Source organism: Quadrisphaera sp. KR29, from assembly GCF_052644995.1.
The window spans coordinates 42229-68668 of sequence record NZ_JBQXXG010000003.1 but is presented as its reverse complement, the minus strand read 5'-3'; the positions used below and the strand labels follow the sequence as shown (position 1 = coordinate 68668).

Below are 26440 nucleotides of genomic sequence, written 5' to 3'. Positions count from 1 at the left end.
GGGTCAGGCGGTGGGCTGGGCGATGTCGGAGGCGGCCAGCTGGCCGCACGCGCCGTCGATGTCGCGGCCGCGGGTGTCGCGCACGGTCGTGGGGATGCCGGCGTCGCGCAGGCGGCGCACGAACTCGGCCTCCACGCGGGGGTCGGAGGCCGTCCAGCGCGACCCCGGCGTCGGGTTGAGCGGGATGGGGTTGACGTGCACCCAGCCGCTGCCGCGCGCCAGGAGCTGCTCGGCGAGCAGGTCCGCGCGCCAGGCGTGGTCGTTGACGTCGCGGATGAGGGCGTACTCGATGCTCACCCGCCGGCCCGTGGCGTCGAAGTAGCGCTTGGCCGAGTCCAGCACGGCCGCCACGTCGAAGCGGCTGTTGAGCGGCACCAGCTCGTTCCGCAGCACGTCGTCGGGGGCGTGCAGGCTCAGGGCCAGCGTCACCGGCAGCCCCTCGGCGGCCAGCTTGTCGACGGCGGGGACCAGGCCGACGGTCGAGACCGTGATGGCTCGCGCGGACATGCCCAGCCCGTCGGGGGCGGGGTCGACCATGCGGCGCACGGCGCCGACGCACGCCCGGTAGTTGGCCAGCGCCTCCCCCATGCCCATGAACACGACGTTGTGGACGCGCTCACCGCGGGGCGCCAGGTACCGGTTCGCGGCGTGGACCTGCTCGACGACCTCCGCGGCCGACAGGTTGCGCTGCAGGCCGCCCTGCCCGGTGGCGCAGAAGGGGCAGGCCATGCCGCAGCCGGCCTGGCTGGACACGCAGAGGGTGACGCGCCCGGGGTAGCGCATGAGGACGCTCTCGATGCGGGCGCCGTCGAAGAGCTTCCACAGCGTCTTGACCGTGTCGCCGCCGTCGGCCTCCAGCACGCGGGTCCGGGTGAGCAGCGGCGGCAGCAGGGCCGCGCCCAGCCGGTCGCGCAGCGCCACGGGCAGGTCGGTCATCCCGGCCGGGTCGACCTCGCCGCGGCCGAAGTAGTGCTGGGCGACCTGCTTGACGCGGAACGGGGGCACGCCCAGCTCGGCGGCGGCGGCGGCGCGCTCGGCGGGGGCCAGGTCGGCCAGGTGGCGCGGCGGCTTGGCCCGCCGCGGGGCGGCCAGGGTCAGCGCGGGGCGCCCCGCCGGAGCAGCGGTCGGGGCGGCGGGTGCGGGAGCAGCGGAGTCAGCCATGGCGTTCTCCATGGTCCCACGCTCAGCGGACCAGCAGCTCCAGCAGCAGCCAGGTGGTCGGGGCCACGGCGAGCAGGGAGTCGAGCCTGTCCAGCGCCCCGCCGTGCCCGGGCACCAGCGTGCCCATGTCCTTGATGCCGAGGTCGCGCTTGAGGATCGACTCCGACAGGTCGCCCAGCGTCGCGGCCACCACGGCGCCCAGGCCCACCAGGGCACCGGCCCACCAGGTGCCGCCCAGCAGCAGCCACACCGAGAGCGAGCCCGCCACCAGGCAGGCCACCGCGGACCCGGCCAGCCCCTCCCAGGACTTCTTGGGGCTGATGGTGGGAGCCATCGGGTGGCGCCCGAACAGGACCCCCGCCGCGTAGCCGCCGACGTCGCTGCACACCGTGAGCAGCACGAAGACGAGCACGCGCTGCGCGCCGTCGTCGGCGGCCAGCATGAGCATCGCGAAGCCGGCGAGCAGCGGCAGCCACCCCACCACCAGGACCGCGGCGGTGATGTCGCGCACCAGGGCCACGCCCGGCGCGGACGTGCCCTCCCCGACGTGCGGCGGCAGGTCGGGGACCTCCAGCACGCGCCACAGCACCGCGGCGACGGCGGTCAGGCAGACGCCCACCAGGAGCGCGTCCAGGCCGCCGGCGTAGGCGGCCACGAGCGTGGCCGCCGACCCCACGACCAGGGGCACCTGCGTGACGCGGCGGTGGCGGGTGGCCAGGGCCCGCGCCAGCTCCCGCACCGACAGCCCCACGGCGAGCGCCGCGACGACGATGAAGACCTGCTTGACCAGCAGCAGCACCGCCAGGACGCCACCGCCGAGGACGACGCCGGCGATGATGGCGGCGGGGAGGTTGCGGCCAGCCCGCCCCACCGGACGGGCAGGGCTCACCGCCGGCTCGGCCACCGCACCTCCCCCGCTCCGCGCCGCTCAGACGGCGAGGAGCTCGGTCTCCTTGTGCTTGACCAGGTCGTCGATCTCGTCGACGAAGCGGCGGGTGAGGGAGTCCAGCTCCTTCTCGGCGCGCGCGACGTCGTCCTCGCCGGCCTCGCCGTCCTTGGCCACCCTGTCGAGCTCGTCCTTGGCCCTGCGGCGCACGCTGCGCACGGAGACCTTCGCGTCCTCGGCCTTGGACCGGGCCAGCTTGATGTAGTCGCGCCGCCGCTCCTCGGTGAGCTGCGGGAGGATGATCCGGATGACGTTGCCGTCGTTGGACGGGTTCACGTCGAGGTCGGAGGCCCGCAGCGACTTCTCGATCGCCGCGATGGAGGACTTGTCGTACGGGCTGATGAGCACCGTGCGCGCCTCAGGCACCTGGAAGGACGCCAGCTGCTGCAGCGGGGTCATGGCGCCGTAGTACTCGACGTTGACCTTGGCGAACAGGGCCGGGTTGGCCCGGCCGGTGCGGATCGCCGAGAAGTCGTTCTTGGCGACCTCGACGGCCTTCTCCATCTTCTCCTCGGCCTCGAGGAGCGTGTCGTCGATCACAGGCCTGGTCCTCCTCGTCAGTGCGTCACGTGCGGGCTGCTCCGCGCCCCCGCGGGGGCGCGGAGCCTCAGTCCGCCGAGACGAGCGTGCCGATCCTCTCACCGCGCAGCGCGGCGGAGATGGTGCCCTCCCCGTCCATGCCGAACACGACCATGGGCAGGCCGTTGTCCATGCACAGGCTGAAGGCGGTGGCGTCGACCACCTTGAGCTGCTGGCGCAGCGCGTCCCCGTAGCTGACCTCGTCCAGGCGCGAGGCGGCGGGGTCCTTGCGCGGGTCCGCGGTGTACACCCCGTCGACCCCGTTCTTGGCCATGAGCACCGCGTCCGCGCGGATCTCCAGGGCGCGCTGGGCCGCCACCGTGTCGGTGGAGAAGTACGGCAGGCCGGCGCCGGCGCCGAAGATCACGACGCGGCCCTTCTCCATGTGGCGGATGGCGCGCCGGGGCACGTACGGCTCGGCGACCTGGCCCATGGTGATGGCGGTCTGCACGCGGGTGTCGACCCCGGCCTGCTCCAGGAAGTCCTGCAGCGCCAGGCAGTTCATCACCGTGCCCAGCATGCCCATGTAGTCGGCCCGGCTGCGGTCCATGCCGCCCTGGCTGAGCTCGGCGCCGCGGAAGTAGTTCCCGCCGCCGACCACGATGGCCACCTGCACGCCCTCGCGGACGGGACCGACGATGGCGCGGGCCACGGAGGCGACCACGTCGGGGTCCACCCCGACGCGGCCGCCCCCGAACGCCTCGCCCGACAGCTTCAGGACGACGCGGCGCCAGCCGTCGCCGCGCAGGCTCGCCGGGGACGAGTCGCTGACCGGGGAGCTCACGGCCTCAGGCGCCGACCCGGAAGCGGGCGAAGCCCAGGACCTTGACGCCGGAGTCGTTGAGCACCTGCTGGACGGTGCGCTTGGGGTCCTTGGCGAAGGCCTGCTCCAGCAGCACGTTGTCCTTGAAGAAGCCGTTGACGCGGCCCTCGATGATGCGAGGGAGCGCGGCCTCGGGCTTGCCCTCCTCGCGGGCGGTGTCCTCGGCGATGCGGCGCTCGTTGGCCACCGTCTCCTCGGAGACCTCGTCGCGGTGCAGGTGCAGCGGCGACAGGGCCGCCACGTGCATCGCGACGTCGCGGGCGGTGTCGACCTCCTCGCTGTCCAGCGCCACGAGCACGCCGATCTGCGGGGGCAGGTCGGGGCTGGTGCGGTGCAGGTAGGAGGCGACGTGCTCGCCCTCCAGGCGCGCCACGCGGCGGACCTCGATCTTCTCGCCGATGGTGGCGTTGGACTCGTCCAGCAGCGCCTGCAGCGGCTTGCCGTCGATCTCGGCGGCCAGCAGCGACTCGGCGTCCTTCGCGCCGGTGCGCACCGCGAGGTCGAGCACGCGGTCGGCCAGGGCGATGAAGCGCTCGCCCTTCGCGACGAAGTCGGTCTCGCAGTTGACCTCGACGAGGGTGCCCACCCCGCCCTCGACGCGCGCCGCGACGAGGCCGTTGCTGGTGGTGCGCCCCTCGCGCTTGGTCACGCCCTTCAGGCCCTTGACCCGCAGGATCTCGATGGCCTTGGCGCGGTCGCCGTCGGCCTCGTCGAGGGCCTTCTTGACGTCGAGCATGCCCGCGCCGGTCTGCTCGCGCAGGGCCTTGATGTCAGCGGCGGTGGTCGCCATGGTCCGTCCTCTCGCCTCGTCCTCGGCGCGCCGTCCGGTGCTGGCGCGCCCTCTTGCTGTCTGTGCCCCCGGCGCCGTGCGGCCGGGGGGCGGTGCCGCGCCGCCCCGGTCCGGGGCGGCGCGGCGCTGGCGCGACGGCCTGCGTCAGGCGCTGGGCTGCGCCTCGTCGACGGCGGCGGCCGGCGCCGGGGTGGCGTCGGCGGTCGAGTCGGTCGTGTCGGCAGCGGGCGTGGCGACGGTGTCGCTGGCCTCGCCCTCGGCCTGGTCGATCGCGGCGGCCGGCGTCGCACCGGCCGGGACCTGGGCCGCGGCGTCGGCCTCGCCCTGGCTGGCGGCGGCGCGGGCGCCCTGGTCGCCGGCGTCGCCGGTCTGCAGCTCGCCGCCCAGCAGCTCCGCCTCCCAGGCGGCCATCGGCTCGGCGGAGGCGCTGGCAGCGTCGCCGCCGGCGCGGGTGCGCAGCCCGTCGGCCACGGCGTCGGCGATCACGCGGGTCAGCAGGGTGACCGAGCGGATCGCGTCGTCGTTGCCGGGGATGCGGTAGTCGACGACGTCGGGGTCGCAGTTGGTGTCGAGGATCGCCACCACCGGGATGCCCAGCTTGTGCGCCTCGTCGACGGCCAGGTGCTCCTTGTTGGTGTCCACGACCCAGATCGCCGACGGCGTGCGGGCCATGTCGCGGATGCCGCCGAGGGTGCGCTCGAGCTTCTCCTTCTCGCGGCGCATCATCAGCAGCTCCTTCTTCGTGCGGCCCGAGGAGGCCACGTCGTCGAAGTCGATCTGCTCGAGCTCCTTGAGGCGCTGCAGCCGCTTGCTCACCGTCTGGAAGTTGGTGAGCATGCCGCCCAGCCAGCGCTGGTTGACGTAGGGCATGCCCACGCGCGCGGCCTGCTCGGCCAGGGGCTCCTGGGCCTGCTTCTTGGTGCCCACGAAGAGGATCGACCCGCCGTGCGCGACGGTCTGCTTGACGAACTCGTACGCGCGGTCGATGTGGGTCAGCGACTGCTGCAGGTCGATGATGTAGATGCCGTTGCGCTCGGTGAAGATGAAGCGCTTCATCTTCGGGTTCCAGCGACGGGTCTGGTGCCCGAAGTGGACGCCGCTCTCGAGCAGCTGGCGCGTGGTGACGACGGCCATGCCGCACTCCTCTCGACCCCGCCCCGGACGTCGTGCCGGTGGGGGCCCTCTCGGTTCGTCACGGCGGTCCGGGTCCGGCCGCCGCCCTGGTGCCTGCGGAGCGCCACCGCCCGGCGTCGCCGGGACCGAGGTGGCGCACCCCGCCGCGAGGCGGTGTGCGGGCACGCGAAGTACCGGTCGTGAGACCGGCCGTGCCCCATCCTACGCGGACGCGGCGCAGCCCCCGGACCACTGGTCCCGACCACCGGCCCGACCACCGGCCCGACCACCGGCCCGACCGCCGGCCCGACCGCGCGCCCGCGGTCCGCCCACAGGCCCCCCGGGCGGCGCCTGCGAGGCCCACCCGTCCACCGGGGCGCGCAGCACCCGGCGCGCGCGGCGCCCCCGGGTCCAGCCTCCTGGGGTGCTCAGGGTCGTGGGGGTCGTGGTGGTCGCGGTGGTCCTGCTCCTGCCCGGCGCGCTCGTCGCGCCCGCGGCGTCCGCTGCCGCGCTCCCGGGGCAGCCGGACGGCCGGCCCGTGCTCTCCACCGGCGGGTCCTCCACCGCGGTGGCGGCTCCAGCCCCCACCGGGCCTGGGAGGGCCACCGCCTGGGCGTGGCCGCTGGAGTCCGGGTCAGGGCCACCGCAGGTGCTGCGCCGGGCGGCGCTGCCGGACCGGCCCTGGCGCGCGGGACACCGCGGGGTCGACCTCGCCGCCGTCCCCGGGCAGCCGGTCCTGGCGCCGGTGGACGGGGTCGTCGTGGCGGCGGGTCCGGTGGCGGGGCGCGGCGTGGTCAGCGTGCGCGCCGCCTCCGGGTGGCGGGCCACCCTGGAGCCCGTCGACGCCCGGGTGGCCGTCGGGGACAGGGTGGTGCGCGGGCAGGTGGTGGGTGCCCTCTCGGCGCGGGACGGGCACTGCGGGTCCGCCGCGTGCCTGCACTGGGGCGTGCGGACGGGCTCGGGAGCCGCGACGCGCTACCGGGACCCGCTGGCGCTCCTGCGCCCGCGGGTGCGCCTGCTCCCCGTGCCCGGGTGGGGCCTGGGGGGCGCGCAGCCGGCCGAACGGCGGCAGCGCGCCCAGCGGCACCAGCGGGCCCGAGCGGCCTAGCCGGCCTCGGCGAGCTTGGCGCGCATCGCCACGACGGCCTTGGTGTGCATCTGGCACACCCGCGACTCGGTGACCCCGAGCACCTTGCCGATCTCCGAGAGCGTGAGGTTCTCGTAGTAGTACAGCGTCACCACGATCTTCTCGCGCTCGGGCAGCTGGTCGATGGCCCGCGCGAGGAGGTACTTCGTCTCCTCGTTCTCGAAGGCGGTGACCGGGTCCTCCACGCGCGTGTCCTGCAGGGTGTCGCCCAGGGACAGCGACTCGCCCTTCTCCCCCGTCACGCCCAGCAGCTCGTCCAGGGCCACGACGTTGACGTAGGAGACCTGGCTGAAGATCGCGTGCAGCTCCTTGAGGGTGATCCCCATGCGCGAGGCCACCTCGGGCTCGGTGGGGGTGCGGTGCAGCTCGGCCTCCAGGGCCGCGTAGGCGCGCTCGACGTCGCGGGCCTTGCTGCGCACCGAGCGGGGGATCCAGTCCATGGCGCGCAGCTCGTCGATGATGGCGCCGCGGATGCGGGTGATCGCGTAGGTCTCGAACTTGATGGCGCGCTCGAGGTCGAACTTCTCGATCGCGTCGATGAGCCCGAAGACGCCGTAGGAGACCAGGTCGGCCTGGTCGACGTTGGCCGGCAGGCCCACGGCCACGCGGCCGGCGACGTACTTGACCAGCGGCGCGTAGTGCAGGATCAGCCGCTCGCGGACCACGGGGTCGCCGTGGGCCTTGAAGCGCTCCCACAGGTCGCGCAGCAGCGCCTCGTTGCGCGCCACGGCCTCGGCGTCGGCGCCCTTGGTGGCCAGGCGGGAGGCCAGCCGCGGCGCGCGCGCCGGCGGCGCGGGCTGGGAGGTGGTGATCGTGGGCGCCGGGGGCGCCGTCACGGGAGCTGCCTCGGTCATGTCCCCCTGCCTCTCCCCGACGCGGCCCTGCGGGGGCGGGCGCCGGCGGGCGCTCACGCCCGCGGGTGGGCCTGTTCGTAGCTGCGGCGCAGGCGCTCGACCGAGACGTGGGTGTAGACCTGCGTGGTCGCCAGGCTAGCGTGGCCGAGCATCTCCTGGACGGACCTCAGGTCCGCGCCGCCGTCGAGCAGGTGGGTCGCGGCGGTGTGGCGCAGCGCGTGCGGAGCGGCGTCCACGCCCTCTCCCAGGCCCCTGAGCAGCGCGTGGACCACCGAGCGCACCTGGCGCTGGTCCCAGCGCCCTCCGCGCGCGCCGAGCAGCAGCGCCGGCGGTGACCCGGGCGTGGCGAGCCGGGGGCGGCCCCGCTCCAGGTACTCCCCCACGGCGCGGTCGGCGGGCTGGCCGTAGGGCACGACCCGCTCCTTGGAGCCCTTGCCGAGCACGCGCAGGGTGCGCCGCTCGCGGTCGACGTCGTCGACGTCCAGGCCCACGAGCTCGCTGACGCGGATGCCGCTGGCGTAGAGGAGCTCGGCGGCGGCGCGGTCGCGCAGGTGGGCGGGGTCGTCGTCGTCGGCCCTCACCGCGGCCAGGTCCATGAGGCGACCGGCCTGCTCGGCCCGCAGCACGGTCGGCAGCGTCCGGTTGGGCGACGGCGAGCGCAGCCGCAGCGCCGGGTCCGCGGCCAGCCGCCCGGTGCGCACCGCCCACGCCGTGAAGCTCCGCACCGCGGAGGTGCGCCGGGCGAGGCTCGAGCGGGCCGCCCCGGCCGCGGCCTGCGCGCCCAGCCAGGAGCGCAGGTCGGCCAGCGACAGGCCCGCGAGGTCGGTGCCGGTGGCGCGCAGGTGCGCCTGCAGCGAGGCGAGGTCGGCGGCGTAGGCCCGCGTGGTGGCCGGTGAGGACCCGCGCTCGAGCTCGAGGTGGCGGCAGAACTGCGCGGGCCACTCCTCGGGCTGCTGCTCCGGCAGCTGCCCGGGACCGCGGCCTGCTCGGCCGGTCAGCTGCTCACCGTCGTGCCCCACCCGCCCACTGTGGGTGAGCGCCGCCGGTGGGCTCAAGCGGGGCGCGCCGCCACCCGCCGGCCGAGCGCGACGCCAGGCGGCGCCGCGCGAGCTGGCGCAGGGCCGGTCCGACGTCCTCAGCGGCCAGGCCGGCCGTGACCGCGATCCGCTCCGGGGCCACCGGGGTGTGCACCGGCAGGGCGTCCAGGACGGCGGTGTGCAGGGCGTCCAGGCCGTCGTGCGGTCGCTCGGGCGCCTCGCGCACCGGGTCGGGAGCCATGTGGTCGATGAGCTGCAGCACCTCCGCGGCGTCGGTGACGCACTCCGCGCCCGTGCGCAGGAGCCGGTGGCAGCCCTCCGAGGAGGGGGAGGTCACCGGCCCGGGGACGGCGCCGACGGGGCGGCCCAGGTCCGCGGCCAGGCCGGCCGTGGACAGCGACCCCGAGCGCCAGCCCGCCTCGACCACCACCGTCGCGCCCGAGGCCGCGGCGATGAGGCGGTTGCGCTGCAGGAAGCGGCGCCGCATCGCGCTGGAGCCGGGGGGCGCCTCGCTGACGACCAGCCCCTCCTCGGCGACCGCGCGCAGCAGCCGGTGGTGGGAGGGCGGGTAGGCCCTGTCCACGCCGCAGGCGAGGACGGCGACGGTGGGCGCTCCCGCCGCGAGCGCGCCGCGGTGGGCCGCCCCGTCGATGCCGAGGGCGGCGCCGGAGACGGTGGTCGCCCCCGCGTCCCCCAGGCCCACGGCGATGCCGGCGGCGACCCGCTCGCCGTAGGCCGTCGCGGCGCGGGCGCCGACCACCGCCACGCTGCGCTCGACGGCGGCGGCCAGGTGCAGCGGGCCGCGCACCCACAGCGCGAAGGGCTCGCCGCCGTTGAGGCGCTCCAGGCCCTCGGGCCACTCGGGGTCCCCCTGGAGCACCACGCGACCGCCCAGGGCCTGCACCCGGGCGAGGTCGCGCTCGGGGTCGGTCTCCTCCCAGCGGCTCACCCAGCGGGCCAGCCCGGCGCGCAGCTGCTCCAGGGACTCCCCCGGCAGGCACTCGGCGGGGCTGGCGGGTGCCGGTGAGGCCAGGCGCTCCAGCGCCTGGCGCACACCGCGCCGGCCCACGAACCCCTTGGCGACGAGGTCCTCCGGCTCGGCCAGGCGGGACCAGGCCATCAGCGCCAGGCGCTCGTCGCCGGCCCACCGCGGCAGCACCCGGCCCAGGCGGGGCAGGGGCGCCTGCCAGCCGCCGGCCCCGGCCGGCCCGTCGGTCGGCCCGGGGCTCCAGGCGGCGCTCACGCCAGCGCCCACGGCAGCCGCCACGAGAGCGCCCGCTCGACGTCGCCGGGACCGGGGGTGGTGCGCCCCGCCAGGTCGGCCAGGGTCCACGCGGCCCGCAGCACCCTGTCGAGCCCGCGCAGCGTGAGCTCGCCGGCCTCGAGGCGCACCACCGCCGCGCGCACCACCGCCGGCGGCAGGCGCAGCGGTCCGCGCAGGTGGCGTCCGGGCACCTCTCCGTTGCAGCGCCACGGCGTGCCGCGCAGCCGCTCGGCCGCGGCGGCCCGGGCGGTGGCCACCTCGCCGGCCACCCGCTCGGAGGTGGTCCCCCGTGCGGTGCCGCGCTCGACGGCGTCCAGCTCGGTGCGCGAGACCGGGGCGACCGCGACCTGCAGGTCGACCCTGTCCAGCAGCGGGCCCGAGAGCCGGTTGCGGTAGCGGCGCTGCTCGGCCGGGGAGCAGCGGCAGGCCAGCCCCTTGTCGGTGGCGCGCCCGCACGGGCACGGGTTGGAGGTGCACACCAGCTGGAAGCGCGCCGGGAAGCGCGCGGTGCCCCGCGAGCGGGCGATGACGACCTCCCCGTCCTCCAGGGGCTGGCGCAGGCCCTCCAGCACGCGGCGGTCGAGCTCGGGAGCCTCGTCGAGCAGCAGCACGCCCCGGTGGGCGCGCGAGACCGCCCCGGGCACCGGGCCGGCCGAGCCGCCGCCGAGCACCGCCGCCGGGGAGGCCGTGTGGTGGGGCGCCTCGAACGGCGGGCGCTGCAGCAGGCCCTGGGACGCGTCGAAGGTGCCCGACAGGGAGTGCACCGCGGTGACCTCCACGGCGTCGGCCTCCGACAGGGGCGGCAGGACGCCGGGCAGCCGCGCCGCCAGCATCGACTTGCCGGCGCCCGGCGGCCCCGTCAGCAGCAGGTGGTGCCCGCCGGCGGCGGCCGTGCGCAGGGCGTCGAGGGCGTCGACCTGGCCGACCACGTCGGCCAGGTCCCCGGCGTCACGCCAGGCGCCGGTGGCCGCGCTCCCGGCCTGCCCCGGCGGGCCCGAGGAGCGCGGCGGTGGCGCGACGGCGCGGCCGCCGTGGGCGCGCACCACGTCGCCCAGGTGCTCCACGGGCACCACCTGCACGCCCGCGACCAGGGCGGCCTCCGCGGCGTTGGCGGCGGGCACGACGGCGCGCCCAATCCCCTGGGCGCGGGCCGCGAGCACCGCGGGCAGCACCCCGCGGACCGGGCGCACCCACCCGTCCAGCCCCAGCTCGCCCAGGTGCAGGCAGCTGGCCGCGGAGGCGGGCTGCAGGCCCCCCTGCGCGGCGACGAGCGCCGCGGCGACCGCGACGTCGAAGGAGGCGCCCTGCTTGGGCAGTGACGCCGGGGAGAGGTTGACCACCACCCGGCGGTCGGCCACGGCGAGCCCCGCGTTGCGCAGGGCGGCGCGCACGCGGTCCCGCGACTCGTTGAGCGCCGCGTCGGGCAGCCCGCTGAGGACGAAGGCGGGCAGGCCGGCGCTCACGTCGGCCTCGACCTCCACCAGGTGTCCGGCCAGGCCGACCAGGGCGACCGACAGGGAGCGGCCGACGCTCACGCCCCCACCCCCCGCACGTGCTGCACCCGGACCTCGCCGCCGCGGGCGAGGAGCACGGCCACGACGTCCAGGCGCAGCGCTGCGCTGCGGACGCGGCCGGGGTGCTCGGCGCACCAGGCCCCCAGCAGGCGGCGCAGGCGCGCCACCTTCAGCGGCGTCACGGACTCCAGCGGGGTGCCCGCGGCGGTCGTGCGCCGGGTGCGCACCTCCACGCCGACGAGCGCGTCGCCCTCGCGCACGACCAGGTCGAGCTCACCCCAGCGGCAGCGCCAGTTCCTGTCCAGCACCTCGGCGCCGGCGGCGACGAGGTGCTCCTCGGCCAGCCGCTCACCGCGCTGCCCGACCTCGCGCCGCGTCAGCGCACCGACCCCGCCCGCGCGCACCCCGCCGGCCGTCCCACGACCACCCGCCACCGCGACCACCTCCGGGTGGTCACGCTGCCGGGGCCCGCACCCCCCGCGCCGCCGCGGCGCGCGCCCCTGTGGACACCGCCGCGCCCGGAGGGCCCTGTGGGCGGGGCGCGTGCTCGGCCGCGCCGGACGGCCTCAGCCGGTGAAGCCCTCGGGCTTGGGCACCTCGAGGTCGCTCTTGGACAGCTCCTCGACGTTGACGTCCTTGAAGGTCACCACGCGGACCGTCTTGACGAACCGCGCGGACCGGTAGACGTCCCACACCCACGCGTCGGAGAGCACCAGCTCGAACCAGACCTCGCCGTCGGTGGTGCGCGGGCGCAGGTCCACCGAGTTGGCCAGGTAGAAGCGGCGCTCGGTCTCCACCACGTAGGAGAACAGGCCGACGACGTCGCGGTACTCGCGGTAGAGCGCGAGCTCCATCTCGGTCTCGTAGTCCTCGAGGTCCTCAGCGCTCATCGCGCCTCATCATGCACCCCGGGCACCGAGCTCCTCGGCGCAACCCGTCCCCGCGCCCGCGCCGGGCACCGGCTCCAGCGCGTCGAGCAGCTCCAGCTGCTCGGCCAGCGCGGCCGCGGCGGCCTGCGGCGCCGCAGGCACCCCCGGCAGCCGCCAGCTGCGGCGGTGCTGCGCGCACGGGCCCAGCTCGCGCAGCGCCGCCAGGTGCTCCGGGGCGCTGTAGCCCTTGTTGCCGGCCCAGCCGTAGCCGGGGTGCTCGGCGTCCAGGCCGGTCATGAGGGCGTCGCGCTCGACCTTGGCCAGCACCGAGGCGGCGGCGACGGCGGCGCACCGCAGGTCGCCCTTGACCTGCGTCACCACCTCCACCGGAGCGGCCAGCGGCCCGCACGCGTCCGCGGGCGGCAGGTCCGGGCGGCCCAGCCAGTCGTAGTCGCCGTCCAGCAGGGCCAGCGCGGGAAGGGCGGGCAGCTGCTGCAGCGCCCGGGTGCCCGCCAGCCGCAGCGCCCGCAGGATCCCCAGCGCGTCGACCTCGCCCGCGCTGGCGTGCCCCACCGCCCAGGCGGGCGCCCAGCGCCGCAGCGCGGGCACCAGGGCCTCGCGGGCCGCGGGGCTGAGCAGCTTGGAGTCGCGCAGCCCCACGGGTGCGCTGCGGGTTGTCAGCCCCACCACGACGACGCCGACGGTCACCGGCCCGGCCAGCGCCCCGCGCCCGACCTCGTCCACCCCCGCCACCAGCGCGTGCCCGGAGCGCAGCAGCTCGCGCTCGCGGCGCAGGGTGGGGACCGCCGAGCGGGGCCGCCGCTCAGCCACCGGCGGCGTCGGGGACGCCGGCGAACGCGTCGGCGTGCCGGCCCAGCCAGCCGAGCCTGTCCAGGGGCCAGACCACCACCACGGCGCGCCCGACCACGTCGTCGACGGGCACGGCGCCCCCGCCGGGTGAGCCGGGGTGGTAGCGGGAGTCCCCGGAGTTCTGGCGGTTGTCGCCCTCCACCCACAGGCTGTCCGGTGGCACCGTCACGTCGAAGTCGACCTCGCTGGAGACCGAGCCGGGCTTGAGGAAGCCCTCCTGCAGGGCGACGCCGTTGACGGTGGTGCGGCCCTGGGCGTCGCAGCACACGACCCGGTCCCCGGGCAGGCCGATGACGCGCTTGATGAGGTGCTGGCCGGAGTTGGAGGGCAGCACCCCCACGAAGGTCAGGACGTCGACGACGGCGTTCCCGACCGGTCCGCGGTCGGGCTCGGGGACGGGCTGCAGCCAGCCGCCCGGGTCCTCGAAGACCACCACGTCGCCGCGCTGCAGGTCGAACGGCCCGGGCGTCAGCTGGCTGACCAGCACCCGGTCCCCGCGCAGGAGCGTGTCCTCCATCGACTCCGAGGGGATGTAGAAGGCCTGCACGAGGAAGGTCTTGACGAGCAGGGACAGCACCAGGGCCGCCACCACGACGACGGCGGCCTCGCGCACCGCGGCGAGGGCTCCGGACAGCGGGCCGCGCTGGCGGCTGCGCCTGCTGGGCCCGTCGGGGGGCGGGGACTCGTGCCGCGCCTGCTGGTCAACCACTCGTCCTCCGCGGGGTGGGGGCCTCGGGCGGTGCGCCCGGCGACCTCGGAAGGCTACGTCGGCGTCCCGGGTGATCGGGCCGGGACGCAGCGGAGGCCCGGTCCGTGCTCGGACCGGGCCTCCTGCCGCTCACGCCGTGGCCGGGCGCGGTACGGGCCCGCCCCGGCCGACCCGGCTCAGGCCGGACGGCTGTCGCGCTTCTCCTTGATCTTGGCGGCCTTGCCGCGCAGGTCGCGCAGGTAGTACAGCTTCGCGCGGCGCACGTCACCGCGGGTGACGACCTCGATGGAGTCGATCGCCGGGGAGTGCAGCGGGAAGGTGCGCTCCACGCCCACGCCGAAGCTGACCTTGCGGGCGGTGAAGGTCTCGCGGACGCCGCCGCCGGAGCGGCGGATGACCGCGCCCTGGAAGACCTGGATGCGGGAGCGGCTGCCCTCGACGACCTTGACGTTGACCTTGACGGTGTCGCCGGGGCCGAAGGACGGCAGGTCGCTGCGGAGCGAGGCGGCGTCGAGGGAGTCGAAGGTGTGCACGGTGGTGTCCGTTCCCGCGGTGCCACAGGTCACGCGCGACGTCAGGCCTGCCGCGGTCTGCGGACGGGCCGGTGGTCTGGTCTGGGTCGTCGTGCCGGTCCCCTCCGGCGACCGCTCGCCCCCCGTGGCAGGGGCGGCGCCGGTCACGGCACGGCCCCCGATTCTGCCACAGGGGCGCTGCCGCCTCGACCAGACCGCCGCCGGACCGCCACCGGAGCGCGGCCGGGGGTCCTCAGCGGGAGCGGTGCACCCCGCCGTCGCCGTCGGCGTCGCCGTCCCAGCCCAGCTCGGCCAGCACGGCGCGGTCGGCGCGGGTGAGCTGCGCCGGGTCCAGCCGCTCGAGCAGGTCCGGACGGCGCTCCGCGGTGCGCCGCAGCGACTGCTCGCGCCGCCAGGCCGCGACCTTCGCGTGGTGGCCGGACAGGAGCACCTCGGGCGCCGGGCGGCCCTCCCACGTCGCGGGGCGGGTGTAGACGGGCGCCTCGAGCAGCCCGCCGGAGGCGGGGGCGTGGGACTCCTCGACCACGCTCTCGGGGTTGCCCAGCACCCCGGGCAGCAGCCGGGCGACGGCCTCGACGACGGCGAGCACGGCGACCTCGCCGCCGTTGAGCACGTAGTCGCCCAGGCTCACGGGCGTCACCGGACCCTGCTCCGCAGCGGCCTCCAGGACCCTCTCGTCGATGCCCTCGTAGCGGCCGCAGGCGAAGGCCAGCCACGCCTCGGACGACAGCTCGTGCGCCATCGCCTGCGTGAAGGGCGCTCCCGCCGGGCTGGGCACGAGCAGGTGAGGCACCGCGTCGGGCTCCTCCAGGGAGCTGCGGCCGGCCTCGCGGACGGCCGCGAGCGCAGCGGCCCACGGCTCCGGGCGCATGACCATGCCCGCGCCCCCGCCCAGCGGGGCGTCGTCGACGGTGCGGTGGCGGTCGGTGGTCCAGGCGCGCAGGTCGTGCACGTGCAGGTCGAGCAGCCCCGCGGCGCGGGCCTTGCCGATCAGCGACAGGTCCAGCGGGGAGAGGTACTCGGGGAAGATGGAGACGACGTCGATCCTCACGGCCGTCCCACCGTCGTCACCGCGCGTCCTCCGGGGCGCCGTCGCCCTCCAGCAGGCCTCCCGGCGGGTCGAGGACCACCCGGCCGCCGGCGACGTCGACGACGGGCACCAGCGCCGTCACGAAGGGCACGCGCGCCAGCGAGCCGGAGGGCTGGCGCACCACGAGCAGGTCCTGCGCGGGGCCGTGCTCGACGCCGACGACCTCACCGGCGGTGCGCCCGTCGGTGCGCTCCGCGCGCAGGCCCACCAGGGCCGGCACCGACCAGGCGTCCGGCTCCTCCTCGCTGGTGACGGGCACGTCGGCCAGCAGGAGCACCCCGCGCAGCGCCTCGGCGGCGTCGCGGTCGGCCACGCCCTCGAAGGACAGCAGCAGCACGCCGTTGTGGTCCCTGGCCGAGGCCAGCACGAGCGGGCCCGCCGACGCGGGGTCGGTGGTGAACACCGCTCCCCCGGCGAAGCGCTCGCCGGGGGAGTCGGTGCGGACCTCCACGCTCACCTGCCCGCGGACCCCGTGGGGGCGCCCGATGCGGGCGACGACCGCCTCCACCGCTGCTCAGGCCCGGCTCAGGACGGGCGGCGGCGCGGGCGGTCGACGTCGACGACGTCGACGCGCACGTCGTCGTCGCCCGCGAGGGCGCCGACGACGGTGCGCAGCGCCTTGGCCGTGCGGCCCGAGCGGCCGATCACCCGGCCGAGGTCCTCGGGGTGCACGCGCACCTCGAGGACCTCGCCGGAGCGCAGGCGGCGGGTGGTGACGCGGACGTCGTCGGGGTTGTCGACGATGCCGCGGACCAGGTGGTCGAGCGCGTCAGCGAGCACGACGGCCTGCTCCTGCCCGGTGCTCAGGCCGAGGTGCCCGAGGAGCCGGCCTCGGCCGGCTCGTCGGTGCCGTCGGGCTGCTCGGCGTTGGCGACCTCGGCGGGCTGGACGGCAGCGCCGTCGCCCTCCTGCGCGGCGGGCCCGCCGGACTTCCTGGGCTTCTCGCGCCGGTCGGCGGAGAAGTCCTCGGCACCGGCCACGGGGGCCTTGGGGGCCTTGGTCTTCAGGGTGCCCTCGGCGCCGGGCTCGCCCTTGAAGGTCTGCCAGTCACCGGTGATCTTGAGGATGGCCTCGACCTGGGGGGTCGGCTGGGCGCCGACGCCGAGCCAGTACTGCGCGCGCTCGCGGTCGACCTCGATGAGCGAGGGCTCCTCGGTCGGGTGGTACTTGCCGATCTCCTCGATCGCACGACCGTCGCGCTTGGTGCGCGAGTCGGCGACGACGATGCGGTAGTACGGGGCGCGGATCTTGCCCAGGCGCTTGAGGCGGATCTTGACAGCCACGGGGTGGTGCTCCTGCTCGGTTCGCGGGTGTGGGCCTGCTGCCGCGCGTGGGGTGTCGCGCGGCCGCTCCGGCCCGAGGACCAGCGGATCGCGGAGAGAGGGGCCGCACACCGCCGAGTACAGCCCTCGATCGTAGCGGAGGCCGGGCGGTGCTCCTCACCGCCGCCGGCGCCGCCCGGCCGGGGTCACAGGCGCCCGGCCTCCACCACGCGGCGCAGGAACACGCGGGTCCGCTCGTGGCGGGGGTCGCCCAGAACCTGCTCCGGCGGGCCCTGCTCCAGGAGCACCCCGCCCTCGAGGAAGCAGACGACGTCGGCGGCCGAGCGCGCGAAGCCCATCTCGTGGGTGGCCATGAGGATGGTCATCCCCCCGGCGGCCACCTCGCGCACCAGCGCCAGCACCTCCCCCACCAGCTCGGGGTCCAGGGCGGAGGTGACCTCGTCGAGCAGCAGCAGGCGCGGCTGCACCGCCAGCGCCCGCACGATGGCGGTGCGCTGGGCCTGACCGCCGGAGAGCTGGTCGGGGTAGGCCCGCGCCCGGGAGGCCAGCCCGATGCGCTCCAGCAGCTCCAGGGCGCTGGCCTCGGCCTGCTCGCGCGGGACCCCGTGCACGCGGCGCGGGGCCAGGGTGACGTTGTCCAGCACCGACAGGTGCGGGAAGAGGTTGTAGGCCTGGAAGACCACGCCGATGCGGCGCCGGACGGCGTCGGCGTCCACGCGGGGGTCGGTGACGTCCTGCCCGTCGAGCCAGACCTGCCCGTCGTCGACCTGCTCGAGCAGGTCCACGCAGCGCAGCAGGGTCGACTTGCCCGAGCCGGAGGCGCCGATGAGGGTGACCACCTGGTGCTCGTCGACGTCGAGGTCGACCCCCCGCAGCACGGAGGTGCCGCCGTAGGACTTCACCAGGCCGCGCACGCGCAGCACCGGCTGCCCGCTCACAGCAGGCCCCCCGCCTGCTGGCGCCGGCGGGCCCGCGCCGTGGCCCAGTCGGCGAGGCGCACGGTGGGCACGGCGAGCAGGACGAACAGCACGCCGGCCACGACGTACGGGGTGAAGTCCGCCGTCTGCGCGGAGGCGATCTGCGCCCGCCGGACGGCGTCGACGGCGCCCAGCACGGAGATGAGGCCGACGTCCTTCTGCAGCGCCACGAGGTCGTTGAGCAGCGGCGGGGTGACGGTGCGCACCGCCTGCGGCAGGACGACGAGCCGCGTGGTCTGGCGGTGCGTCAGCCCCAGCGCCCGCGCCGCCGCGCGCTGGCTGGGGTGCACGGACTCGATGCCGGCGCGGAAGACCTCGGCGACGTAGGCGCCGTAGGTGAGGACGATGGCGATCGTCCCCAGGACCACCGCGCTGGTCGGCACGCCCTGAAGCCGCAGCCCCGGGACGCCGAAGCCGACGACGTACAGCAGCACGATGAGCGGGAGCCCGCGGAAGACGTCGGTGTAGGCGGCCGCGAGCAGGCGCACGGGCGCCCACACCGGGCCGCGCAGCGTGCGCAGCAGCGCCACCACGAGGCCGACCACGAGCACGCAGACCGCAGCGACCACGAGGACCCGCACGTTCAGCCACAACCCCGACAGGACCGGCAGGAACGAGCGGCGCGCCACGTCGAGGTCCAGGAACGACTCGCGGGTGCGCTCCCAGCCCGGCGCGCTCGTGGCCCCCACGAGGAGCACGGCGGCGAAGACCACCGTCGAGAGGACCGCGACCCCGGTCGAGCGCCGCTCGCGCGACCTCCGGTAGGAGCGGCGCCCGGCCTCGACCTCGCTGACCGGCGGGACGACGACGCCGTCGGGCGGCGCGCTCACCGCAGGACGGGCGCCTGCGCCGCCTCGTCGAGCCACTGCTGCTGCAGCTGGGCCAGCGTGCCGTCCTCGCGCAGGGTGTCGACGGCGCGGCTCACGCACGCCGTCAGCGGGGAGCCCTTGTCGAGCACCATCCCGAAGGTGTCGGTGGCGCCGCCGCTGGGGGTCTGCAGCTGGCCGACCACCTTCCCGTCGTCGAGCTGGGCGGCGGCCATGTAGAAGGCCGTGGGCAGGTCGACGACGATGGCGTCCACCTGGCCGTTCTGCAGCGCGGCGACGGCGTCGTCGTTGGTGTTGTAGACGGCGGGCTCGGCGTCGGGGGCGATCTGGTCGGTGATGGCCGTGTAGCTCGTGGTGCCCACCTGGGCGCCCAGCCGCAGCCCCTTGAGCCCGGCCAGGTCGGTGACCCCTGCGGCCGGCGAGGTGCCCGTGGTCACCACCGCCTGGGCCACGTCGTAGTAGGGCGTGGAGAAGTCGACGGCCTCCTTGCGCTCCTCGGTGATGGAGAACTGGTTGATGTCGACGTCGAAGTCCTTCGGGCCCGGGGCGATGGCGGCGTTGAAGTCGGCCACCGTCCAGGTGACCTGCTCCTTGGAGTACCCCAGCTGCCCGGCCACGGCGTAGGCGACGGCCGACTCGTAGCCCTGGCCGTTGCTCGGGTCGTCCTCGGAGAACCACGGCTCGTAGGCGGGCTGGCTGGTGGCGACGGTGAGCGTGCCCGGGGTCAGGGTCTGCAGGTCGGCCGGTGAGCAGCTGGCCGTGGTGGTCGCCGAGCTGTCGGCGCCGGTGGCACCGGCCGCTCCCCCGGCCTCCTCCTGCGGCGCGCAGCCGGCGACGAGCAGGGCCGAAGCCCCCGCGAGGGCCGTGAGCAGCAGGGCGGGTCGGCGCAGCACGGGCCCGACAGTAGTTGAGGTCTGCACGACCGGACGACCGACGAGCCTGGTCAGGGCCCCGGGGACACGGCGCGTCCTCGCAGCACCACCGCGCGTGGCGCCCGGAGCACCCCGACGTCCTCGCGGGGGTCGGCGGGCAGCACGAGCAGGTCCGCCGGGGCGCCCTCCTCCAGCGCTGGCGCACCGAGGTAGGAGCGCGAGCCCCAGGTGGCGGCGCTGAGCGCCTGCAGGGGCGTGAGCCCGGCCTCGACCAGCGCGGCCACCTCGTCGGCGACCAGCCCGTGGGGCACCTCCGTGCCGGCGTCGGTGCCCACGAGCAGCCGCACGCCGGCGTCGACGGCGTCCCGGACGGCCTGCGGGCGCCGCGCGTGCAGCGCCCTCATGTGCGCGGCGTAGGTGGGGAACTTCGGCGCTCCGGCGGCCGCGAAGTCGAGGAACCTGGCGGTGTTCACCAGGGTCGGCGTGACGGCCACGCCGGCCGCCGCCGCGGCGGCGGCGGTCTCGCCGTCCAGGCCCGTGGCGTGCTCCCAGCAGTCGACGCCCGCGGCCAGCAGGTCCGGGAGCGTCTCCTCGGAGAAGGTGTGGACGGCCACGCGGGCGCCGAGGGCGTGCACGGCGGCGACGGCGCGGGTCAGCTCGGCCACGGGCCAGCACGGGGCGAGGTCGCCCGTGGACCTGTCGATCCAGTCCCCGACGACCTTGACCCAGCCGTCGCCGGCGCGGGCCTGCGCGCTGACCGCGGCCACGAGGTCCTCCGGCTCGACCTCCTCGCCGACCCCGCGCAGGTAGCGCCGCGAGCGCGCGACGTGCCGCCCGGCGCGCAGCACGCGGGGCACCTCGTCGTCGTCGTCCATCCAGCGGGTGTCCGCCGGGGAGCCGGCGTCGCGCAGCAGCAGCGCGCCGGCGTCCCTGTCGGTCAGGGCCTGGCGGCGGGCGGCCTGGGCGTCGACGGGGCCGGCCGGGCCGAGGCCCACGTGGCAGTGCGCGTCGACCAGGCCGGGCAGCACCCAGCCGTCGAGCACCTCGGCGCCGTCGGTGGAGGCGGGGCGCTCGAAGGTGATCCGCCCGTCGAGCACCCACGCCTGGTCGCGGACCTCCACCTCCCCCGCCGGGTCGAGGCGGGCCAGCACGGGGCCCCGCAGGTGGAGCACGACCGGCAGCCCGTCAGCGGCCCGTCAGCGGCCGAGGTGCTTCTCGAAGCCCGGCGGCAGCTCGAAGCCCGGCGGCAGCTGGGGCTCGTCGCCTCCCGCGCCGAACGCGGCACCGGGCCCGAACGCCGAGCCGCGGCTGGCGAGGGCCTTCTCGGAGGCGGCGCGCTCCTGCTCGGCGCGCTTGGCGGGGTTGCCCGACTTCGCCTTCTTCCCCCTGGGCGGCGGGGCCTGCATCCGGCCGCGGGACTTCTTGCCGCCGGCGAGGCCGGCCATCCCGCCGCCCGGGCCGCCGGCGCCGCCGAGCGCCCCGGCCAGGCCGCCGCCGCCCTTGGCGCGCATGGCGCGCATGACCTTCTGCGCCTCGCCGAACCTGTCGAGGAGCTGGTTGACCTCGCTCACCTCGGTGCCGGAGCCGCGGGCGATGCGGGCGCGCCGGGAGCCGTTGAGCACCTTGGAGTTGCGGCGCTCCAGCGGCGTCATCGACCTCACGATCGCCTCGATGCGCTTCATGGCGCCGTCGCTGGCGAGCTCGTCGAGCTGGTCCTTCATGGCGCCCATGCCGGGCAGCATCCCGAGGACCTTGTTGAGCGGCCCCATCTTCTTGAGGGCCTGCATCTGGGTGAGGAAGTCCTCGAGGGTGAAGTCCTCGCCGGCCTCGAAGCGGCTGGCGAGGGCCGCGCTCTCCTTGGCGTCGAAGGCGCGCTCGGCCTGCTCGATGAGGGTGAGCACGTCACCCATGTCGAGGATGCGCGAGGCCATCCGGTCGGGGTGGAAGACCTCGAAGTCGGCCAGGCCCTCGCCGGTGGAGGCGAACAGCACCGGGCGGCCGGTGGTGGTGGCCACCGACAGGGCGGCGCCGCCGCGGGCGTCGCCGTCGAGCTTGGTGAGGACGACGCCGGTGAGGTCGACGCCCTCCTGGAAGGCCTGCGCCACGGCGAGCGCGTCCTGCCCGATCATCGCGTCGACCACGAACAGCACCTCGTCGGGCTGCGTGGCCTCACGGATGTCCGAGGCCTGCTGCATCATCTCGGCGTCGACGCCGAGGCGGCCGGCGGTGTCGACGACGACGACGTCGTACTGCTTCTCCCGGGCGTGCGCGACGCCGCGGCGCGCCACCTCGACGGGGTTGCCGACGCCGTTGCCGGGCTCGGGGGCGTACACCTCGACGCCCGCGCGCTGGCCGACCACCTGCAGCTGGGTGACGGCGTTGGGGCGCTGGAGGTCGCAGGCGACCAGCAGCGGGGTGTGCCCGGTGTCCTTGAGGTGGCGGCCGAGCTTGCCGGCCAGCGTGGTCTTGCCGGCGCCCTGCAGGCCCGCGAGCATGATCACTGTCGGGGGGTTCTTGGCGAAGCGCAGCCGGCGCGTCTGACCGCCGAGGACGCCGACGAGCTCCTCGTTGACGATCTTGACGACCTGCTGCGCCGGGTTCAGCGCCTGCGAGACCTCCGCCGACAGGGCCCGCTCGCGGATGCTCCCCGTGAACGCGCGCACCACCGGCAGGGCGACGTCGGCCTCGAGCAGCGCGCGGCGGATCTCCCGCACCGTCGCGTCGACGTCGGCCTCGGTGAGCCGGCCCTTGCCCCGCAGGCCCTTGAAGGTCGCGGTGAGCCGGTCGGACAGGGAGCTGAACACGCCCTCCAGGCTACCGGCGGCCGGCGGCGCGCCGGCCCGGTCCGCCGCGGGCCCGGATCAGTCGTCGACGTCGGCGGCCGCGCCCAGCACGGAGACCGCGGCGGCCACGCGCGCCGGCGCCAGCGCGCTGCCGTCGGGCTCCCCGAGGTAGAGGACGTCGACGGCCTGGCCCCCGTACGTCGCCACGTGCGCGCTGTGGATCTCCACGCCGATCCCCGCCAGCTGCGAGCCCAGGGCGTGCAGCAGCCCGGGCCGGTCCAGGGCGCGGACCTCGACCACCGTGGCCTCCCCGGAGGCACCGGGCAGCACGAGCACCCGGGGGGGCGCGGTGGCGCGGGTGGCCGCCGCCGAGCTGCCCGGGCGCCAGCCGGCGTCGCGCCGGCGCATCGGCTCCAGGACGGCGTCGTCCCCCGACGCCAGGCGCCGCAGCCCGGTGAGCAGCACGCCGGGGTCGGGCAGGCCGGCGGGCGCCTCGACCCACCAGGTGTCCACGGCCACGCCGGCGCTCGCGCCCACCCCCTCGTCGCCCGCGCCCGTGCCGGTGCCGGTGCCGGTGCCGGTGCCGGTGCCGGTGCCGCCGACGGTGCGCACCAGGGCCGAGCGCACCGAGAGGCGGTGGCTGGCCAGCAGCCCCGCCTGGTCGGCGAACAGCCCGGGGCGGTCGGGGGCCACGACGTGCACCGCGTGCAGCCCGGCCACGGCGTCGACCCGGATGCGCGGCTGGCCGTCGGCCCGGACCCCGGCCACCGCCGCGGCCTCGGTCTCGGTCAGCGGCGCGGGCCCTGGCGGCTCGTGCCCCTGCAGCACCCGCCGGGCCCGGGCGGTGAGGTCGTCGACCAGGCGGGCGCGCCAGGCGGTCCAGGCCGCCGGCCCCGCGGCGCGGGCGTCGGCCTCGGTGAGCGCCCGCAGCAGGTCCAGCACGTCCTCGCGGCCGTCGACGGCGTCGACCAGCTCGGCCACGGTGCGCGGGTCGTCGGGGTCGCGGCGGGTGGCCAGGTCGACCAGCGTCAGGTGGTGCAGCACCAGGCGCCCGACGACGCCGGCGTCAGCCTCCGGCAGGCCCACCCGCCGGGCCACCGCGGCCGCGACCGGGGCCCCGCGGGCGGAGTGGTCCTCCCCGCTGCCGGTCTTGCCCAGGTCGTGCAGCAGCGCGGTGAGCAGCAGCAGGTCGGGACGGGAGACCGCCGAGCGCAGCGGCTCGGCCTCCACCGCGGTCTGCACCAGGTGCCTGTCCACGGTGTGGCGGTGCACGACGGTGCGCTGCGGGCGGTTGCGCACCCCGGCCCACTCGGGGAACCACCGCACCACCAGCCCGGCCTGGTCGAGGGTCTCCCACACCGGCACCTGCGCCTCCCCGGTGCCGAGCAGGTCCACGAGCGCCTCGCGCGCCGGCACCGGCCAGGGGTCGGGCAGCGGCGCGCTGCCCGAGGCCAGGTGCTCGGCGGTGATCGGGGAGAGCGGGATGCCCGCGCGCGCGGCGGTGGCCGCTGCGCGCAGGGCCAGCGCGGGGTCGGTCTGGGGGCGGGCCTGCGCGCCGAGCCAGAGCTCCTCCTCGTGCTCGACGAGGTCCGAGCCGAGGCTGCGCAGGCGCGGGCGGGCCCGCCGCAGGCCGCGGCGGGAGGTCATGGCGCCCCGGGCGCGGCGCGTGGTGCGGTCCAGGGCGTGAGCCACAGCCCGGGCGGCCCCGGCCACGCGGGCGAGCAGCTCGTCGGCGTCGGACAGGCCCAGGGCCGCCGCGACGGCGTCCTGCTCGGGCAGCAGCAGCCGGTCCCCCGCCCGGCCGGTGACGGCCTGCAGCGCGTCCCGCACGTCGAGCAGGGTGGCCGCGGCGGCGTCCACGGCCCCGTGCGGCCCGTGCGGGGCGTCCGCCACCCAGCTCGCCACGAGGGCCCGCAGGACCACGACGTCGCGCAGGCCGCCGCGGGCCTCCTTGAGGTCGCCCTCGAGCAGGTAGGCCAGGTCGCCCTGCTGGCGGTGGCGGGCCGCGACCTCCTCCAGCAGCACCGGCAGGCGCTTGCGGGCGGTGCGGCGCCAGTCCTCGCGCAGCACCTCGCGGGTGCGCAGCACCATGGCGGCGTCCCCCGCCAGCGGGCGCAGGTCGAGCAGGCCCACCGCGGCCGAGGCGTCGGCGGCGGCCACCTCCCGGCACTGCGCCGGGGAGCGCACCGAGTGGTCCAGCCGCAGCCCGGCGTCCCACACGGGGTACCAGACGCGGTCGGCCAGGGCGGCGACGCCGTCGGGGGCCAGCTGCCGGCCGTCGTGGAGGATCACCAGGTCGAGGTCGCTGGCGGGTCCGGCGTCGCGGCGCGCGTGGCTGCCCACCGCGGCCAGGGCGATCCCGGAGGCGGTGGCGTGGGCACCGGCCGCCGGGCCCGCGGGGTCGGACAGGACCGCGTCGGTCCACACGTCCTCCAGCCAGGCGTCCACCAGGCCCGCGAGGCGCTCGCGCCGCTCCGGCCCGCGCGCCGGGTCGTCCAGGCCCGCGCGCACGGCGAGGGCGAGCCGCTCGCGCCGGAGGTCCCTGCGGGGGATGGCTCCTGCGGTCACGGCTCGCCCTCTCGTCGGTGCTGCTCGTCGGCAGCGGGGAAGTGCTGCGGGCGGTGCTCCCGCCGCCGGCAGCGACGGGAGCACCGCCCGGAGGGGTGTCAGAGGGCGTCGGCCCCGTGCTCCCCGGTGCGCACCCGCACCACGTCGTCGACGGGGATGACCCACACCTTGCCGTCGCCGATGCGTCCGGTGGCGGCGGCCTTGACGACCGCCTCCACCACGCCGGTGGCGTCCAGGTCGTCCACGAGGACCTCCAGGCGCACCTTGGGGACCATGTCCACGGTGTACTCGGCACCGCGGTAGACCTCGGTGTGGCCCCGCTGGCGACCGTAGCCGCTGGCCTCGGAGACGGTCATGCCCTGCACGCCGAAGGACTCCAGCGCGCTCTTGACGTCGTCGAGCTTGTGCGGCTTGATCACCGCGGTGACGAGCTTCATGCCGAGGCTCCCTCAGTGGTGCGCTTGGTGGTGGACGCGGCGGCGGCACCCGCGGCGGGGCCGTGGCCGCCGAAGCTGCCGACCAGGTCGTAGCCGGACTCGGCGTGCTGGTGCTGGTCGATGCCGGAGACCTCGTCCTCCTCGGGGATGCGCCACCCGAGGGTGGCCTTGATGGCGAAGCCGATGATCGCCGTGAGGACCGCCGAGTAGGCGAGCACCGCGAAGGCGCCGATGGCCTGGGTGCCCAGCAGCGACAGGCCGCCGCCGAAGAGCAGGCCGCTGGCGCCGGCGGGGGCCGCCTCGGTGGCGAACAGGCCGATCGCCAGGGTGCCCCACAGGCCGCCGACCAGGTGGACGCCGACGACGTCGAGGGAGTCGTCGTAGCCGAACCGGTACTTCAGGCCCACCGCGAGGGCGCACAGCACACCGGCGATGGCGCCGACGACGATCGAGCCGATCGGGTTGAGGGCGGAGCAGGCCGGGGTGATGGCCACCAGGCCGGCGACGGCACCGGACGCAGCGCCCAGGGACGTGGCGTGACCGTCGCGGAAGCGCTCGGTGACCAGCCAGCCGCAGACGGCGGCACTGGTGGCGACGAGCGTGTTGACCCAGACCACCGCGGCCGTGTTGTTGGCGCCGAGGGCCGAGCCGGCGTTGAAGCCGAACCAGCCGAACCACAGCAGACCGGCGCCGAGCATCACCAGCGGCAGGTTGTGGGGGCGCATCGGCTCGCGGCCGAAGCCGCGGCGCTTGCCGATGATGATCGCGAGCACCAGGCCCGCCACGCCGGCGTTGATGTGGACGGCGGTGCCGCCGGCGAAGTCGATGGCCTCGATGCCGCTGGCGATCCAGCCGCCGACGTGGCCGGTCTCGTCGTTGCTGAAGTCGAAGACCCAGTGCGCCACGGGGAAGTAGACGAGGGTGGCCCAGACGCCGGCGAAGACCATCCAGGTGGAGAACTTCACGCGGTCGGCGATGGCGCCGGAGATGAGGGCCACGGTGAGGATCGCGAAGACGGCCTGGAAGCCCACGAAGGCCATGGCGGGCAGGCCGCCCTCCTCGGAGGTGGTGTCCTCCATGAGGCCCTGCAGACCGAGGTACTGCGTGGGGTTCCCGAGCAGGCCCAGGCCGACGTCGTCGCCGAAGGCGATCGAGTAGCCGTAGAGCACCCACAGCACCCCGATGAGCCCGAGCGCGCCGAAGCTCATCATCATCATGTTCAGCACGCTCTTCGGGCGGACCATGCCGCCGTAGAAGAGCGCCAGACCGGGGGTCATGAGCAGCACCAGGGCGGCGCTGGTCAGGACCCAGGCGGTCGCGCCGGTGTCGACCATCGGCTTACCTCCTGCGAGAGCGCGGCCCGTGGCGGGCCGGGGAACCTCCAGCGGCGCCGT

General features: G+C 76.4%; 28 protein-coding genes. 1 reads left to right on the top strand and 27 read right to left on the bottom strand.

Translation table 11 applies throughout. The features are described 5' to 3' along the window. Nucleotides 1-3 precede the first annotated feature (3 nt). The 6 genes from rlmN to rpsB all read right to left on the bottom strand — a co-directional run bounded on the left by rlmN (nucleotide 4) and on the right by rpsB (nucleotide 5433). Nucleotides 4-1173: a 23S rRNA (adenine(2503)-C(2))-methyltransferase RlmN gene (gene rlmN, locus ACUN9U_RS03760; RefSeq protein WP_445483577.1), complete on the bottom strand. Its 1170-nt coding sequence runs from the start codon at nucleotides 1171-1173 to the stop codon at nucleotides 4-6. Nucleotides 1174-1183: 10 nt separating this feature from the next. After that, nucleotides 1184-2050 (bottom strand): phosphatidate cytidylyltransferase, encoded by an 867-nt coding sequence (locus tag ACUN9U_RS03755; protein WP_445483576.1) that lies wholly within the window; start codon nucleotides 2048-2050, stop codon nucleotides 1184-1186. A gap of 39 nt (nucleotides 2051-2089) precedes the next feature. Next, the gene (frr, locus tag ACUN9U_RS03750; RefSeq protein ID WP_445483575.1) at nucleotides 2090-2647 is read right to left on the bottom strand and encodes a ribosome recycling factor; all 558 of its coding nucleotides are present in this window, start codon (nucleotides 2645-2647) and stop codon (nucleotides 2090-2092) included. 67 nt (nucleotides 2648-2714) lie between these two features. Next, nucleotides 2715-3470 (bottom strand): UMP kinase, encoded by a 756-nt coding sequence (gene pyrH / locus ACUN9U_RS03745; protein ID WP_445483574.1) that lies wholly within the window; start codon nucleotides 3468-3470, stop codon nucleotides 2715-2717. A gap of 4 nt (nucleotides 3471-3474) precedes the next feature. Then, nucleotides 3475-4299, bottom strand: a complete 825-nt coding sequence (gene tsf, locus ACUN9U_RS03740; protein WP_445483573.1) for a translation elongation factor Ts — start codon at nucleotides 4297-4299, stop codon at nucleotides 3475-3477. 144 nt (nucleotides 4300-4443) lie between these two features. Next, entirely contained in the window at nucleotides 4444-5433 is a 990-nt protein-coding gene (rpsB, locus tag ACUN9U_RS03735) for a 30S ribosomal protein S2 (RefSeq protein ID WP_445483572.1), read from the bottom strand. Between the two features lie 403 nt (nucleotides 5434-5836). Here rpsB and ACUN9U_RS03730 point away from each other — a divergent pair, with 403 nt between their 5' ends. Further along, nucleotides 5837-6520 (top strand): peptidoglycan DD-metalloendopeptidase family protein, encoded by a 684-nt coding sequence (locus tag ACUN9U_RS03730; protein ID WP_445483571.1) that lies wholly within the window; start codon nucleotides 5837-5839, stop codon nucleotides 6518-6520. Here ACUN9U_RS03730 and whiG read toward each other — a convergent pair. From whiG to ACUN9U_RS03625, 21 genes are all read right to left on the bottom strand, one after another. Further along, on the bottom strand, nucleotides 6517-7413 hold the full coding sequence (whiG, locus tag ACUN9U_RS03725) for an RNA polymerase sigma factor WhiG (protein WP_445483570.1): 897 nt from the start codon (nucleotides 7411-7413) through the stop codon (nucleotides 6517-6519). The two genes, ACUN9U_RS03730 and whiG, sit on opposite strands and share 4 nt — an antisense overlap. A gap of 53 nt (nucleotides 7414-7466) precedes the next feature. Continuing rightward, nucleotides 7467-8378, bottom strand: coding sequence for a tyrosine recombinase XerC (locus ACUN9U_RS03720; protein WP_445483733.1), 912 nt, complete (start codon nucleotides 8376-8378; stop codon nucleotides 7467-7469). A gap of 37 nt (nucleotides 8379-8415) precedes the next feature. Then, complete coding sequence (gene dprA / locus ACUN9U_RS03715; protein WP_445483569.1) at nucleotides 8416-9693, bottom strand: DNA-processing protein DprA; 1278 nt, start codon at nucleotides 9691-9693, stop codon at nucleotides 8416-8418. Next, nucleotides 9690-11249 carry a YifB family Mg chelatase-like AAA ATPase gene (locus ACUN9U_RS03710; protein WP_445483568.1) on the bottom strand — a complete coding sequence of 520 codons (1560 nt, stop codon included), beginning with the start codon at nucleotides 11247-11249 and terminating at the stop codon, nucleotides 9690-9692. Before ACUN9U_RS03710 ends, dprA begins: the two co-directional genes overlap by 4 nt. Continuing rightward, on the bottom strand, nucleotides 11246-11662 hold the full coding sequence (locus ACUN9U_RS03705) for a YraN family protein (RefSeq protein WP_445483567.1): 417 nt from the start codon (nucleotides 11660-11662) through the stop codon (nucleotides 11246-11248). The genes ACUN9U_RS03710 and ACUN9U_RS03705 overlap by 4 nt, the downstream gene beginning before the upstream one ends. Before the next feature lie 132 nt (nucleotides 11663-11794). Further along, the gene (locus tag ACUN9U_RS03700) at nucleotides 11795-12118 is read right to left on the bottom strand and encodes a DUF2469 domain-containing protein (protein ID WP_139713415.1); all 324 of its coding nucleotides are present in this window, start codon (nucleotides 12116-12118) and stop codon (nucleotides 11795-11797) included. A 9-nt stretch (nucleotides 12119-12127) separates the two neighbouring features. Beyond that, nucleotides 12128-12928 carry a ribonuclease HII gene (locus ACUN9U_RS03695; RefSeq protein ID WP_445483566.1) on the bottom strand — a complete coding sequence of 267 codons (801 nt, stop codon included), beginning with the start codon at nucleotides 12926-12928 and terminating at the stop codon, nucleotides 12128-12130. Continuing rightward, a complete protein-coding gene (gene lepB, locus ACUN9U_RS03690; RefSeq protein WP_445483565.1) occupies nucleotides 12921-13676 on the bottom strand; it encodes a signal peptidase I in 756 nt (251 codons plus the stop codon). The genes ACUN9U_RS03695 and lepB overlap by 8 nt, the downstream gene beginning before the upstream one ends. A 176-nt stretch (nucleotides 13677-13852) precedes the next feature. Then, nucleotides 13853-14209, bottom strand: a complete 357-nt coding sequence (gene rplS, locus ACUN9U_RS03685; protein ID WP_445483732.1) for a 50S ribosomal protein L19 — start codon at nucleotides 14207-14209, stop codon at nucleotides 13853-13855. A gap of 232 nt (nucleotides 14210-14441) precedes the next feature. Further along, nucleotides 14442-15260 carry a tRNA (guanosine(37)-N1)-methyltransferase TrmD gene (gene trmD / locus ACUN9U_RS03680; protein WP_445483564.1) on the bottom strand — a complete coding sequence of 273 codons (819 nt, stop codon included), beginning with the start codon at nucleotides 15258-15260 and terminating at the stop codon, nucleotides 14442-14444. A gap of 16 nt (nucleotides 15261-15276) precedes the next feature. After that, nucleotides 15277-15807 (bottom strand): ribosome maturation factor RimM, encoded by a 531-nt coding sequence (rimM, locus tag ACUN9U_RS03675; protein ID WP_445483563.1) that lies wholly within the window; start codon nucleotides 15805-15807, stop codon nucleotides 15277-15279. A gap of 17 nt (nucleotides 15808-15824) precedes the next feature. Beyond that, nucleotides 15825-16079, bottom strand: a complete 255-nt coding sequence (locus ACUN9U_RS03670) for an RNA-binding protein (RefSeq protein ID WP_109772711.1) — start codon at nucleotides 16077-16079, stop codon at nucleotides 15825-15827. 23 nt (nucleotides 16080-16102) lie between these two features. Continuing rightward, entirely contained in the window at nucleotides 16103-16582 is a 480-nt protein-coding gene (gene rpsP, locus ACUN9U_RS03665; RefSeq protein ID WP_445483562.1) for a 30S ribosomal protein S16, read from the bottom strand. Between the two features lie 185 nt (nucleotides 16583-16767). Further along, complete coding sequence (locus tag ACUN9U_RS03660) at nucleotides 16768-17520, bottom strand: amino acid ABC transporter ATP-binding protein (protein ID WP_445483561.1); 753 nt, start codon at nucleotides 17518-17520, stop codon at nucleotides 16768-16770. Then, nucleotides 17517-18389, bottom strand: a complete 873-nt coding sequence (locus tag ACUN9U_RS03655; RefSeq protein ID WP_445483560.1) for an amino acid ABC transporter permease — start codon at nucleotides 18387-18389, stop codon at nucleotides 17517-17519. The genes ACUN9U_RS03660 and ACUN9U_RS03655 overlap by 4 nt, the downstream gene beginning before the upstream one ends. Continuing rightward, nucleotides 18386-19279: an ABC transporter substrate-binding protein gene (locus ACUN9U_RS03650; protein WP_445483559.1), complete on the bottom strand. Its 894-nt coding sequence runs from the start codon at nucleotides 19277-19279 to the stop codon at nucleotides 18386-18388. The genes ACUN9U_RS03655 and ACUN9U_RS03650 overlap by 4 nt, the downstream gene beginning before the upstream one ends. 50 nt (nucleotides 19280-19329) lie before the next feature. Then, nucleotides 19330-20430, bottom strand: coding sequence for an amidohydrolase family protein (locus ACUN9U_RS03645; protein WP_445483558.1), 1101 nt, complete (start codon nucleotides 20428-20430; stop codon nucleotides 19330-19332). Nucleotides 20431-20454: 24 nt separating this feature from the next. Further along, nucleotides 20455-22062 carry a signal recognition particle protein gene (ffh, locus tag ACUN9U_RS03640; protein WP_445483556.1) on the bottom strand — a complete coding sequence of 536 codons (1608 nt, stop codon included), beginning with the start codon at nucleotides 22060-22062 and terminating at the stop codon, nucleotides 20455-20457. A 57-nt stretch (nucleotides 22063-22119) separates the two neighbouring features. After that, nucleotides 22120-24609, bottom strand: a complete 2490-nt coding sequence (locus tag ACUN9U_RS03635; protein ID WP_445483555.1) for a [protein-PII] uridylyltransferase — start codon at nucleotides 24607-24609, stop codon at nucleotides 22120-22122. Between the two features lie 98 nt (nucleotides 24610-24707). Beyond that, nucleotides 24708-25046 (bottom strand): P-II family nitrogen regulator, encoded by a 339-nt coding sequence (locus ACUN9U_RS03630; RefSeq protein WP_109772549.1) that lies wholly within the window; start codon nucleotides 25044-25046, stop codon nucleotides 24708-24710. Continuing rightward, nucleotides 25043-26380 carry an ammonium transporter gene (locus tag ACUN9U_RS03625; protein ID WP_445483554.1) on the bottom strand — a complete coding sequence of 446 codons (1338 nt, stop codon included), beginning with the start codon at nucleotides 26378-26380 and terminating at the stop codon, nucleotides 25043-25045. The genes ACUN9U_RS03630 and ACUN9U_RS03625 overlap by 4 nt, the downstream gene beginning before the upstream one ends. Nucleotides 26381-26440 lie beyond the last annotated feature (60 nt).

Coding starts and splice junctions, on each gene's coding strand:
- rlmN (WP_445483577.1), bottom strand. CDS start 1,173: ATGGAGAACGCCATGGCTGACTCCGCTGCTCCCGCACCCGCCGCCCCG.
- tsf (WP_445483573.1), bottom strand. CDS start 4,299: ATGGCGACCACCGCCGCTGACATCAAGGCCCTGCGCGAGCAGACCGGC.
- rpsB (WP_445483572.1), bottom strand. CDS start 5,433: ATGGCCGTCGTCACCACGCGCCAGCTGCTCGAGAGCGGCGTCCACTTC.
- whiG (WP_445483570.1), bottom strand. CDS start 7,413: ATGACCGAGGCAGCTCCCGTGACGGCGCCCCCGGCGCCCACGATCACC.
- ACUN9U_RS03700 (WP_139713415.1), bottom strand. CDS start 12,118: ATGAGCGCTGAGGACCTCGAGGACTACGAGACCGAGATGGAGCTCGCG.
- ACUN9U_RS03630 (WP_109772549.1), bottom strand. CDS start 25,046: ATGAAGCTCGTCACCGCGGTGATCAAGCCGCACAAGCTCGACGACGTC.
- ACUN9U_RS03625 (WP_445483554.1), bottom strand. CDS start 26,380: ATGGTCGACACCGGCGCGACCGCCTGGGTCCTGACCAGCGCCGCCCTG.